This window comes from Nocardia sp. NPDC050710 (assembly GCF_040654375.1).
In the GTDB taxonomy this organism is placed as follows: Bacteria; Actinomycetota; Actinomycetes; order Mycobacteriales; family Mycobacteriaceae; genus Nocardia.
The window spans coordinates 80,993-93,857 of the sequence record NZ_JBFAHV010000021.1; the positions used below are offsets into that span (position 1 = coordinate 80,993).

9 protein-coding genes are annotated in these 12,865 nt (G+C 65.6%); 3 read left to right on the forward strand and 6 right to left on the reverse strand.

Annotation, left to right across the window (positions count from 1 at the left end; all coding sequences use genetic code 11):
• Positions 1–79: 79 nt before the first annotated feature.
• A complete protein-coding gene (locus tag AB0H61_RS29120) occupies positions 80–667 on the reverse strand; it encodes a TetR family transcriptional regulator (protein WP_357310641.1) in 588 nt (195 codons plus the stop codon).
• A gap of 81 nt (positions 668–748) precedes the next feature.
• Between AB0H61_RS29120 and AB0H61_RS29125 the strand changes: the two genes are divergently transcribed.
• The 3 genes from AB0H61_RS29125 (at position 749) to AB0H61_RS29135 (ending at position 6,014) form a co-directional block, all read left to right on the forward strand.
• Positions 749–1,576, forward strand: coding sequence for an SDR family oxidoreductase (locus tag AB0H61_RS29125; protein ID WP_357310643.1), 828 nt, complete (start codon positions 749–751; stop codon positions 1,574–1,576).
• Between the two features lie 274 nt (positions 1,577–1,850).
• Positions 1,851–2,753: a class I SAM-dependent methyltransferase gene (locus AB0H61_RS29130; RefSeq protein WP_357310645.1), complete on the forward strand. Its 903-nt coding sequence runs from the start codon at positions 1,851–1,853 to the stop codon at positions 2,751–2,753.
• A gap of 753 nt (positions 2,754–3,506) precedes the next feature.
• Positions 3,507–6,014 (forward strand): hypothetical protein, encoded by a 2,508-nt coding sequence (locus tag AB0H61_RS29135; RefSeq protein WP_357310647.1) that lies wholly within the window; start codon positions 3,507–3,509, stop codon positions 6,012–6,014.
• 129 nt (positions 6,015–6,143) lie between these two features.
• On the opposite strand, the gene AB0H61_RS29140 is transcribed toward AB0H61_RS29135, so the two are convergent.
• The 5 genes from AB0H61_RS29140 to mftA form a co-directional block, all read right to left on the reverse strand.
• Complete coding sequence (locus AB0H61_RS29140; RefSeq protein WP_357310649.1) at positions 6,144–7,625, reverse strand: SDR family oxidoreductase; 1,482 nt, start codon at positions 7,623–7,625, stop codon at positions 6,144–6,146.
• Between the two features lie 206 nt (positions 7,626–7,831).
• Positions 7,832–8,092: a hypothetical protein gene (locus AB0H61_RS29145; protein ID WP_357310651.1), complete on the reverse strand. Its 261-nt coding sequence runs from the start codon at positions 8,090–8,092 to the stop codon at positions 7,832–7,834.
• Complete coding sequence (locus tag AB0H61_RS29150; RefSeq protein WP_357310653.1) at positions 8,089–9,585, reverse strand: aldehyde dehydrogenase family protein; 1,497 nt, start codon at positions 9,583–9,585, stop codon at positions 8,089–8,091. The genes AB0H61_RS29145 and AB0H61_RS29150 overlap by 4 nt, the downstream gene beginning before the upstream one ends.
• 81 nt (positions 9,586–9,666) lie before the next feature.
• Positions 9,667–11,298 (reverse strand): helix-turn-helix domain-containing protein, encoded by a 1,632-nt coding sequence (locus tag AB0H61_RS29155; RefSeq protein ID WP_357310655.1) that lies wholly within the window; start codon positions 11,296–11,298, stop codon positions 9,667–9,669.
• Between the two features lie 964 nt (positions 11,299–12,262).
• Positions 12,263–12,340 (reverse strand): mycofactocin precursor MftA, encoded by a 78-nt coding sequence (mftA, locus tag AB0H61_RS29160; protein ID WP_357310797.1) that lies wholly within the window; start codon positions 12,338–12,340, stop codon positions 12,263–12,265.
• Positions 12,341–12,865: the final 525 nt, after the last annotated feature.

The following is a 12,865-nucleotide window of genomic DNA, read 5'->3' on the forward strand; positions in this document are numbered from 1 at the left end:
CAACATTCGCACCGTGGCCAATTCAGGCAGCGCGGTATGCGGCGGCAGAGATATTTGTCAATGCCGTTGTGGCGGGTGTTCAGGTTCGGATAGCGGTCAGTGCTTCGAGGTAGATTTCTTCGAGGGTGCCTTCCCCGTCGCGCTTGGCCCAGATTTCCATGGCCGTGTCGAGGCAGGCGAGGCAGGCGCCGACGATGGCGTGGGCTCGTGGGTCGGGCACCGGTCCGGGTTCAACACCCATGCGCCGTTCGATCTCGGGGACGAGCAGTTCCTGCCAGCGCAGATGTTTTTCCAGATGACGGGCGCGCAGTGCCGGATTGGCAGTGGTCAGCAGCGCGGTCTCCAGTGCGCGGCGCGGCTTGTGCGGAGCGTCGGTCAAAGCGGCGAGGGCAGCTGTCATCGCCTCCCACGGCCCTTCCTCGACCGGACGCGCCCGCAATGCCGCCTGGACCACTTCACCCAACGCCATCAGATCGCCGACCACGATGTCTTCTTTCGTGGCGAAGTAGCGGAAGAAGGTCCGCGTCGAGATTCCGACGGCGGCGGCGATCTGCTCGATGGTGGTCTGCTCGAAACCCTGCTTCATGAACAGCCGCATGGCGGTGTCGCCGATCTCGGCGTAGGCGTTCTGCCGGTTGCGCTCGCGCAGCGTGCCCTCGCGTCCCATGCCGGAATCCTACAGGCAATGACTAAGTGTCATCTCATGAACTCTTGTCACTAACTGACATCATGTCATACAGTGGCAGATATGAGTCGTGTCGACTATCGCAACCAAACCACCTTGCTGACCGGTGCGAGCGCGGGAATCGGGGCCGAGTTCGCGCGTGCGCTCGCCGCCCGCGGCTCGGATCTCGTGCTCGTCGCACGCCGAGCCCAACGCCTGGAGAATCTCGCCGCTGAACTCGAGGCGGCACACGGCATCAAAGTCACGGCCGTTCCGGCCGATCTGAGCTCCCGAGGCGCGGGAACCGCGGTGGCTCAACAGGTCCGCGACCTGGACATCACGGTGACCAGTCTGGTCAACTGCGCCGGATTCGGCACCTTCGGACCCTTCCACACCGAGCAACCACAGCGCCTCGCCGACGAGATCGCGGTCGATGTCTCCGCGGTCGTCGATCTCACCCGGGCCTTCATCGGCGACCTGCGGGCTGCCGGCACCGGATTCCTGATCAATGTCGCGAGCATGGCCGCATACCAGCCCACCCCGAACATGGCCGTCTACGGCGCGGCGAAGGCGTTCGTTTTGTCGTTCACCGAGGCGCTGTGGCAGGAATCGCTCGGAACGGGACTTCGGGTGCTCGCGCTGTCGCCGGGCGCCACCGACACCGAATTCTTCGACGTAGTCGGCACCACCGACGCCGCGGGCAGCATGAGGTTGCAGTCCGCACGCGAGGTCGTCGACACCGCCCTGCGAGCCTTGGACCGGCGCAACCCACCACCCAGCGCGGTCGTCGGCCGCGTGAACAAGATAGCGCTGCTCGCACAGCGCCTGGCCAGCCGACGCCGCACCATCCTCACCCTGGCCGCCATGACCAAATCCAATCCCGAGCGGGACCGCCTCGATAAAGTGCGCTAACCGAATCCGCTGTCGAGAGACGATTTGCCGCGCTGCGCCGAGCGGGTCGCGGCCGACTCCATCTCGGCCGAGGTCAGGGGTTTCGAAGAAGTCACCGCGGACCTCCGGACTTCCTGGTCCCACCGGAGGGCCAATAGCAGTACCGTAAAAGCAGTGCGCGGCCGTTGGTCGGCCGACGCCGCGAGGAGGTAGCCGCCCATCCTCCCCACGGCGGTCGAGATTTCGACCGCATTGTTGAACAGCATCACTCGGCTTGTGCGAAAGACCTGCAGTCATGACTGGTCACATCACCTCCCATACGGTCCGATCCGACGACGACTACTCCGAGGATCCGTGGGATGAGTTCTTCTCCCTGTTCCTGGATCCCACGCGGACCTACAGTTGCGCGTTCTGGGCCCATCCCGACGACACCCTCGAGGAAGCCCAACTGGCCAAGATCGACCTCGCATTGAGCAAATGCGACCTACGGCCGGGTATGACCTTGCTCGATGTCGGCTGCGGGTGGGGCTCGGTCGTGCTGCGTGCGATGGACGCCGGGATCGACGCGATCGGGTTGACCGTCAGCCGCAGCCAGTACCGGTACGTGCGCGACCTGCTCGCCGACCGGCTGATCAGAGGCCAGCCCTGCGGCCGGATATGGCTGCAAGGATGGGAAGAGTTCCACGGCCACGCCGACCGCATCGTGTGCATCGACGCCTTCGAGCACTTCCACGAAGAGCGGTACGGCGATTTCTTCGATTTCGCCTACCAGACCACACCTGATGACGGAGTGCTGCTACTACAAACCATCGTCGGCTACAGCCCCGATCACCTACGCACCAACGGGGTCCAACTCACCAGCGTCGATAACGCATTCATGCGGTTCCTGTCCGAAACAATCTTCGCCGGCGAGCGGCTCCCGCTACCCACCGGACGCGACCCCAAAGGAGTCACCGCATACGCCGAAGACGCCGGGTTCACCATCACCCAGGTCCAAACCCTGGGACCGCACTACGCCACCACCCTCGACCACTGGGCCGATGCTCTGCACAAACACCGCGACCGCGCCATCGAGATCACCGGACCCGGCGTCTACGACGCCTACATTCGATACCTCACCGGATGCGCCGACCACACCCGCCGCGGCCACATCGACGTCATGCAATTCACGTGTACCAAACCAGGCGCACTGCCCTAGCCAGCCGCAGCACCGCGAATTCTTCGCCACGCGTCCTTGGTCTCGAACAGGCAGCGCTGCCCGTTCGGTCGAACGCGCCCGCAGCTTCTACGCCGATCAGCCCGGTGTCATCTACGCCCACCACCCGGAACTGCCCGATGACAGCGAGTTCTAGGCAGCTCTGAAACGGGGCCGACTACCGGGCCGGTGAAGGACGTAACCGCCAGAACTCGCCCGAACCGTCCTCGCGGTGGCCGGGCACCTATCACAACACCATCTACCGACACGCCGAATCGGATTACACAAGCCTGCAACGGTTTACATCTGCACAGTCCACACGATTCCGCGCTACGCCGTCGCGTCGGATCTCGAGCTGGTCACGACTGTCTGAAGCATTCGTCGTTTGTCTCGCCGACTTCGTCCACGACCGCTACAGTACCGACGTTCGGGCTGGTTGGAGACCTGGGATGTGGTGTTGCAGTCATGGTTTCGTTGGAGAGGCGCGTGCTCGGCGGCGGGTTCGGGATGCGGAGTCTCGTGCGATGGGCCGCGCAGCGCCTTCGTGGAGTGCCGCGACCGGGTGAAGCCGCTCGAGACGAGCCGGCGGTTGGTGATCAGGGCTCCCAGACACCGACCGATGTCCACGCGTTTCCGCTGAATTACACACCGGCACCGCGGGATTCGGACAGCGACGACCTTGACTACGTGCGAAAGCATCCCCGCCGGGATGCCGAGCCGGGGATCGATCACAACCTTTCGAAAGGCCAGGCAGATATGACAACTCCCGACGACCGGGCGACGATCACGGACGACGCGGCCGCCGCCGAGGAGACGACGACAGCTACCGCAGGCGAGGAGGCGGTAGCCGAGCAGGAGATCGCCACCGCGGCCGAGGTCGAAGCGTCTGTCGCAGCGGGCGACGCGGTGGCAGCTGAGGGTGAACCGGCAGCTGAGGAAGACATGACGGTTGCTGAAGGTGAGGCAGCGAAGGAGGTTTCGGAAGCGGTGGCCGAGGATGAGGCCGTCGCCGAAGGTGGAGAGGAAGCCGTAGACGTGGCGCCCGAGGCAACTGTATCCGCGGTTGCCGAGAATGAGCCGGTTGCCGAGGCCGAAGCCACGGCAGTCGAGGGTGAGTCCGCCGCAGAGGAGTCGGCTGTCGAAGCAACTGTCGCTGAGGCCGAGGTAGAAGAGGACATAGCCGAGCGGGAGGCGGCAGCCGCCGATGCCGAGCCTGCGGGCGAAGGTGAAGTGCCGCAAGCCGAGTCGGCTGTCGACGCCGAAACCGCGGTCGAGATTGTGGACGCGGCCGAAGAATCGGAGGTGGTGGCTGCGGAGGGCGGAGCTGCTGCTGAGACCGAGGTTGCGGCGGAGGACGCCGGTGATGTTGGCGTCGACGCTGAAGCAGAAACGGCAGCCGAAGGTGAGGTGTCGGAAGCCGGGTCGGCTGTTGAGATCGAAGAGGCCGCCGAGGAATCGGAGGTAGTGGCTACTGGAGGCGAGGGTGAAGCCGAGGCCGAGGCCGCAGTCGAGATCATTGAAGACGGCGATGTCGGCGAAAGCGATTCCGGGGTGGTCGCCGACGAGGAGGCGGGCACGGACGGCGCCTCGGATGCGGAGGCGGTAGCTGAAGACGGTTCGGACGTCGAGTCCGATACATCGGTCGAGGTGGATGTCGTCGCAGAAGTGGGCAATCCGGTCGCCGCCGAGGTCGAAGCAGCTGAGGTCGAGGAAGCGGCGGCGGAGCCACCTATTGCCGAGGTGGCTGCTGAAAGCGAGGCGCCCGCTGTGGACGAGACCGAGGCCCAGGTGGATGCCGTTGCTGAAGAAGAAGGTCAGACCCAGCCTCTCGAGTTGGAAGTGGTCGAAGCAGAGGCGACCGCCGTGGAAGCGCCTGCGGTCGAGGAGGCTTCGGAGGAGGGGCCAGCGACTGAGGCAGAGATGACGGAGCCGCCTATTGCCGAAAGTGAAGAGGTCGCCGAAGCCGAGTCCGTGATTGACGAGGAGCAGGTGGTGACCGAAGCCGAACTGGCCGAGACCGAAACCGCTGCTGAGTCCGCGGTGGTGAGCATAGAGGTTGTCGCCGACCAAGCAGCAGCTGAAGCCGTGGAAGATGCCGAGACCGAAGCGGTCACCGAGGTGGAGACCGCCGAAACCGAGGGAACCGCTGAAGACGAGGAGGTGGCCGAGGCCGTAGCGGCGGCGGCCGAGTCACCCGTCGCCGAGGGTGAGCAGGTCATCGAAGCCGAGTCGGTGCTCGACGAGGAGCAGGTCGGGACCGAAGTCGAGCTGGCAGAGGCAGAGTCGGAGTCGGCGGTAATGGTTGTGGAGGCGGTCGTCGCAGAGGAAGAAGCAACAGCCGACGGCGCGGAAGACATCGAGACCGAACCAGTCGCGGAGGTAGAGGCCGCCGACAGCGAGGAAACCGCTGAAGACGAGGAGGTGGCCGAGGCCGTAGCGGCGGCGGCCGAGTCACCCGTCGCCGAGGGTGAGCAGGTCATCGAAGCCGAGTCGATGCTCGACGAGGAGCAGGTCGGGACCGAAGGCGAACTGGCCGAGGCCGAGTCGGCGGCCGTAGTGGTTGTGGAGGCGGTCGTCGCCGAGGAAGAAGCAACAGCCGACGGCGCGGAAGACGTCGAGACCGAAGCAGTCGCCGAGGTGGAGGCTGCCGACAGCGAGACGTTCGCTGCGGACGAGACCGTGGCCGAGGTGAGTGTGATCGACGTAGCTGAAGAAGTGGATGAGGCCGAGCCCTCCGAGGCGGAAGTGGCCGAAGTGCCAGCGGCAGTTGAGGAAGTGCTCGCGGTTGAGGACACGTCGGAGCCGGAGGACGAGCCGGTGGCCGTGGCAGAGGTAGCGATTCTGGAAAGCGAGAAGGTAGTCGAGGGCGAAGCTGTCGGAGAGGTCGAGCACATGGCCGACGACGAGGCCGATCCCGCCGAGAGTGAAGTAGCAGCAGTCGCCGAAGATGACTCAGCTCTCGAGCCCGAGAAGGAAGTGGGTTTGGTGCCGACCGGAACCGGGGACCTGGTGAGGTATTCGAATCCGGTCGTACTGGCCGACGGGAACGCGCCCGCCGCCGGTGACAGTGCGGCGGCGGTCATCCGCGACCAAGCGACGACGATCAGCGATCAGGCGCAGATGATCGCGAAACTTCGGCGGAAGGTGCTGGTCCTCGAAACCATCATCAAGACACAGGAATCCCAATCCGCCTCGATGGTCGGCGTCATTTCGGCCTACAAGAACGAATTGACCAGTCTCGCAACCGATCTCATTGATCTCTGACCCGCCCACCACGGAACGCCGGGAAGTGCCTGCACGCTGAAAAGCCTGGGCACTTTCGGGCGGTTTCCACAGGACCGGGCTCGCCAGCAGGTCGCGAGCCGAGAAGCTCCTTGGATGGTCGTCGAATCTTCAGCTCGATGAAGGCGCGCCCGCGGCGGGGGTATGTTCGGCGGTTCCGGTGATGTTGCGGACCATGCCGCCGAACACGGCGTCGTGAAACGGTGTGATCGCCTTCCAATAGAGGTGCCCGGCAAGTCCGTGCGGTTGGAAGATGGCGCGTTGCCGATAGCGGGAACCCCCGCCGAGGTCGGGCTCGACACCGAGTTCGAGCCATGCCAGTCCCGGGACCTGCATTTCGGCGCGAAGCCGCAGCAGGTGGGGACGGTCGATGTGTTCAACGCGCCACCAGTCCAGGGCTTCGCCGGGGTGCAGGCGGTGTGGGTCTTTGCGGCCGCGACGTAAACCGACCCCGCCGGTGACCCGGTCGATCCAGCCACGCAGCGACCAGGCAAGCGGAAACGAGTACCAGCCGTTTTCGCCGCCGATGGATTCGATGACCGCCCACAGGGTGTCGGGGTCAGCGTGGGTGTGGCGCTCGCGGAGGTCCTCGTAGAGTGAGCCGCCGGACCAGGCCGGGTCGGTGGGCAGCGGATCCGAGGGCGCGCCGGGTGTGCTGGCGTCCGACCAGCGGGTCGGCACCTCGGCATTGCGGATGCGGGTCAGTGCAAGTTCCATGGCACGTTCGCATCGGGTGAGGCCGTCGGCGGGGTCGGGGATGTAGGCGGCGATGTCGTGGTCGCCGCATACGACTTCGTGGACGAGAGATTCGATGAGCGGGACCGCCAGGGCGCGCGGCACCGGGGTCACCAGGTTGACCCATTGCGCCGACAGCCATGGCGTGAGCACCGGGACCGGCAGCACCACCCGACGAGTCAGTCCGGCGACCACCGCGTATTTGCGCATCATGGTCAGGTAGGTCAGGACGTCGGGGCCGCCGATATCGAACGGGCGGTTGACATCGGCGGGCAGTTCGGCGGCCCGCAGCAGGTAGTACAGGACGTCGCGCACGGCGATGGGTTGGATGCGGTTGCGCACCCATCGCGGGGTGATCATCACCGGCAGGCGTTCGCACAGATAGCGCAGCATCTCGAAACTGGCCGAGCCGGATCCGATGATGACTGCCGCGCGCAATTCCGCGGTGGGGACCCCGGATGCCCGCAGGATTTCTCCGACCTCGGCCCGGGAGCCGAGGTGGCGCGAGAGCTCTGTGTGTTCCGGGATGATGCCGCCGAGATAGACGATGCGCCTGACCCCGGCCGAGGTCGCCGCGGCCGCGACGACCCGCGCGGCGTGCTGGTCGATGTCGCCGAAGTCGCGGCGGGTCAACGAGTGCACCAGGTAGTAGACGACCTCCTGGTCGGCGACAGCGGCGCGCACCTCGTCGTCATCGGTGACATCGCCGCGGACCACCTCGACCCGATCCCGCCACGGCGCCTCCGCCAATTTCGCCGGTGTCCGGGCGACCGCCCGGACCCGATGACCGGCCTGCGCCAGCTCGGGCACCAAGCGTCCGCCGATGTAGCCGGTCGCGCCGAAAACCACACACCGCATGCTCGATCACCCTTCTTCCCGGTCATGGACATCGAGATCGGTGAAGACAGCGGCCGTCGCGCGCAGGCCCGACACCAACGCACCCGCGGCGCCGAGAATGGGCGTCGCGGGGAATTCTTACCCCGCAGCTCGCGCACCGGTGCGGGGCCCGGCAACCCATATCCCCCATTGTTCACCGCGTCACGGTTGCGTGTTCAACCGCAGTACTAGTCCCACAGCTCGCCGCACGGCAGCGGTGGCAGATCCGGGTCCACTCGGTCATCGACAGTGATCACCATGTCCTGGCTCGTGTGATTGCCGGCGAGCAGGTCGGCGACATTCCGCGCTTGTTCCGCCGATGCCCGGTAGTTCAACGTCAAGGCGCCGGACACGATGCGGATGCGCCGGATTTGCCTCGACAGTCGCGGACCGGGGTGTTCTGATAGGACGGGCGGAGCGGAATTCCGCCCGTCCATGCTGTCACTCATAGGGCAATGTTCACGGCCTTCGTCTGCGTATACAGATCGATGGCGGCCGCGCCGAGTTCACGTCCCCACCCGGACTGCTTGTACCCACCGAAGGGCAGGGCGGTGTCGAAGCCGTTGTACTGATTGACCCAGACCGAGCCTGCCTTCAGCCGCTTGGCCACGCGGTGCGCCTTGGACAGGTCGCGGGTCCAGATGCCCGCCGCCAGTCCGTATTCCGAGTCGTTGGCGGCGGTGACCAGGTCGTCCTCGGAGCTGAACGGGATCGCGGCGACAACCGGGCCGAAGATCTCCTCACGCACGATGGACCATGACGGCCGCACGTCGACGAAAACCGTTGGCTCGACGAAAAATCCGGTGTCGCCGTGGCGGCGGCCGCCGGTGAGAGCCCGGGCGCCGTCGCGAAGGCCGGCCTCAATGTAGCCGGTGACGCGGTCGAACTGCTCCTGGGAGATCAGCGGCCCGAGCTGGGTGGCCGGATCGAGACCGGCGCCGATCTTGACCTGAGCTGCCGCGTCGGCGACCGCCTGGGTGAACTGTTCGAAAATCGATTCCTCGACGAACATCCGGGTTCCGGCCACACAGCACTGCCCGTGATTGAACAGCCAGGCGTTGACCGAGCCGGTGACGGCGAGATCCAGGTCCGCGTCGGCGAAGACGATATTCGGACTCTTACCGCCGAGTTCGAGCGACACCTTCTTGAGGTTGCCTTTCGCGGCGTCGACGACGAGCTTGCCCACCTCGGTCGAGCCGGTGAATGCCACCTTGTCGACATCGGGGTGGGCGGTCAGTGCAGCACCGGCGTCACCGTAGCCGGTAACGATATTGACCACACCCGGCGGGAATCCGGCCTCCTCGAAGAGTTCGCCGAGCAACAGCGCTGTGAGGGGAGTCTGTTCGGCCGGCTTGAGCACTACGGTGTTGCCGGCGGCGAGAGCGGGCGCGATCTTCCATGCGGTCATCAGAAGCGGGAAGTTCCAGGGCACGATCTGGCCGCACACACCAACCGGCTCGCGCAGGGTGTAGGCGTGGAAATCCGTGTCCGGAGCGAACGGCATCGAAACGTTCACCGTCGATCCCTCGATCTTGGTCGCCCAGCCGGCGTAGTAACGAAACACATCCGCCGCCCACTCGGTGTCGACCATCTGGGCGATAGTCGCGGACTTGCCGTTGTCGAGCGATTCGAGCTGACCGAATACCTCGGCGCGTTCCGACAGCAGATCACCGATCCGCCAGATCAGTCGTTCGCGCTGATTGGACTTCAGCCTCGACCACGGGCCGTCGAACGCGGCCCGGGCCGCGCGCACCGCGGCATCGATGTCGGCCGCCTCGCCGTGCGCCACGTCGGCGAGCTTGTCCCCCGTAGCGGGGTCATAGGTGGCGAAGGTACGCCCCGATCCGGCATCGACCCACCCGCCGTTGATGAGCAGCTTCTTGGTGCCGGAGAGGAACTCTCGCACTCGGGGTTGCGGTTGGACCTCTGCTACCGCGGTCATCCTGATGCCTCCTGAACGTTGTGCTGTTCGCTGTGGTGTGGACAACACCAACGCTAGGGACTGCGGGCCGCTGTGAAGTGTTCAGGAAATGGACAATCCGCCGTCGGTGACGCGCAATGCCTTGAGGCGGGCATACAAAGTGGTGCGGCTTATTCCAAGGTCTCGTGCAGCCTTCAATTTGTTTCCTTTGTGGCGGCGCAGGGCCTCGATAATGGCGTCGAGTTCCGCACGTTCCCGGCCGGACAGGCGCCGCACACGCGAAGCCACGCGGTAGGGCGCCGGAAGATCGCCGACGGTCACGTCACCCTCGTGTCTGCGCTGCACCACCTGCGCCAGGACAGCCTTGAGTTCGTGCAGATTGCCGGGCCAGGGCTGGGCGGCCAGGACTTCGATCACGCTCGGCAGCAGTCGGATGTGTGCGGTGGGATCCAGTTCGCGGATAATGCGTTCCGCGATCGCCGCTAGTTCGGGGCCCCGGTTGCGCAGTGGCGGCATTTCCACCCGATGCAGGCAGACCGCGGCTAGTGCGGCGTGCGCGCCACCCAGCTCCGACAGTGGCGAGGACGTGAGGATCAGCCGTGGGCCGTGCCCGGCGGAGATCGCGTCGGTGAGGATACGCACCGGCGGTTCGGGCAGCAGGTCGATGTTCTCCACGCACAGCGTGCCGATGGGTTGGCCGAGCCGCTCGCGTAGTCGCTTTACCCACGGCTGCTCACCCTCGACGGCGATGTCGGCGCTATTGCGGAACTCCACCATGTCCTCGCGAGCGAGCCTGCGCGCCTCGGTGCTGCGCCCGGTGCCGCGCGCACCCGCGATCAACACGGGCCCGGTGCGCATCGTGGTCTCGATGTCGTGCCGCGGTGTGAGCCGCACGGGGCGGGCGCTGCGCGACTCGATCGGTGCGAAATGGAACAGGGTGCCGCCGCCGGCCCCGGCGATGCGTGCCAGATGAGCGCGTACCACGACGCCGGAGTCGAGCGTGAGATCGGTGCTGCGGGCGCCGCGGTCCAGATCGTCGGTCAGCATGCGCAGCACGGCATAGTCGGCCGGGCTCAGCAGATCGAGCGCCGACTTGTTGCTCAATACGATGTCGTCACCGACGGCGGCGACCGCGCGGCGCTGTCGTGAGACCGATTGGAAGGCGGCGAGCAGCGCACGTTCCGAGGCCCTCGCCTGGTCGAGCAATCGCTGTTCGATGTCCTCCGCGGCCCGCACGAGGAACGGCGCAAGCAGGGGGTTCATCGCCGGGGACGAGCCGGTGATGTCGAGGACCCCCTCGAGCCGCCGTGTCACCGGGTGTCGGATGGGATGCCCGTAGCAGGTGAACGCCTTCAACCGTTCGATGTAGTGCTCGGCGCCGTGGACGACGATCCCCTGACGGGTTTCGATCGCCGTGCCCAACGCGTTGGTTCCGATCGTCTCCTCGGTCAGACTGGCACCGTCCCTGATGCCGAGCGTCTCCAGCGCGGATTCGAATCGTGGATCGTCGAACCAGCGATACACCAAACGGCAGTCACGATCAGCGAGCAAGAGGCTGAACCCGGTACCGGCGAGGGCGCCGGTCATCCGGTCCAGCACTGGCGCCGCGGCTTCGACCAGGCGGCTACTGGGATCGAATTCGACCACGGGTAGGTCGGCGAATCCGTCGAATTCGGGCTCCACCCCGCTGAGTTTCGAACGTTTCCACGACAGCTCGATTTCCGGCCGCGTCATCGACGCTCCGGTTTCGGGGCCGGGAATTGTCGACACCCTGCTCCTCACATTTTGTTGCCGCACCAATGTCACATGCTCCGACCCTGGATCGGATTCATCGGCGGTCAACGCGGTGTTCTTCATTTGCGTACTCAAGAATACTCACCAACTTGTGTTCTGCATCACATCGACTACGGCTATCGGGCTGCTCGCCTGCCGCTCGATGCGGCGGGAAGCAGCGCCCGTGCAGATCGGCCCGCGCACGGCGCGCAACCACACTCCGGCGCCATAGGCCGCGTCGTCGATCCTCCGGGCAACAGCCGAGCGAATCGGGTCGAGCCCAGGCGGCCTCCGGCGCCACCCCGCAAGGGTGTCGGCGACTACGGCTGCTGTGGCCGCCCGCCGAGCACGCCGCGAGATCGGACAGGCCGACGCGGTGAGCGGCCACCAATGCCGCAGCAGCAGTGCGCCGGCCTGGCCGAAAGCAGCGGCGGCGGCCAGTACCAGCCGTGGACCGAGCATAGGTTCTGGAGATGGGCGATCCTGCGGTGGATGCGTAGCGTCCAAGCGGCACCGACCGTCACGGCGATCGGGAGTGACCACCGACGCTGAATCACGATGGCCAGCACGATTACGGCACTCCACGGTGTGAACCGTGCGGGCGCGACATCGGTTCCGTGGCGTCGTGCGAGCAGATCCGCGCCGGTGCCGTAGAAACTCTTGCGGCCGGCCCATTCTCGGGTGGTGGCACGGCATTCGTGGTGGACGACGATCGTCGGGTCGTACCGGACGTGCGAGCCGGACCTGACCAATCGCCAGATCAGGTCGACGTCCTCGGCCACGCGAAGCTGCGCGTCGAATCCGGCTACGACATCGGCGGTCCTCGCGTGCAGGCACGCGGACGGAATCCAGCCGACCGGTTCACCAGGGCGGACCAGTGCGTGCCGAAGTGGTAGGCCAGCGCGCCGAACGGTTCAGGTCGCCCTCAGTAGACGCCGCACATCCCATCGATCGAGATTTCCTCGATCAGCTGTCCGGCCATGACTGGGAAACCCCAGCGCATAAGCGGCGATGCGCAGGTCGTCGAGTGTAAACCGATTCGGATCGGCCGGTGGTACCCGACGCGAGATCGTGGACCGGCCGCTGTCGACGGTGCGCGAGCTGACGTCGGCAGACGTCATATCGGATAACCTCTCTCTCGGGTGGAACAGGACGGTCGATCGTTGTCGCTGTGCGCAATCGGCGGTCCGAGTGCTCCAGGTGGTTCGGTGACGAGGGTTGCCGACAATTCCGTGCTCCTCGTTTGGGATATGTTCGGGCGTTCGGGTTGTCAGGAGGCTGACTGCTGCTTATCCGAATGCGGCACGCTTTCGGTGGCTGTCGCCCTCCTGACACTCCCGGCACCGTTGCCGGGAAATTCGGCGCCATTGCCGAGTCCGATCACCTTGGTAAGAAGGTTATGGCCTCGCCGAGCCCATCAACTGTCCAGATTTTGGACAACGCCCCGGCAAAATCGCGGGCGAAAACCGGCGCCGGTCCTGGTAGGACCGGCGCCGATGGCTATCTCCCTTTCGAGATCAAAAGATGT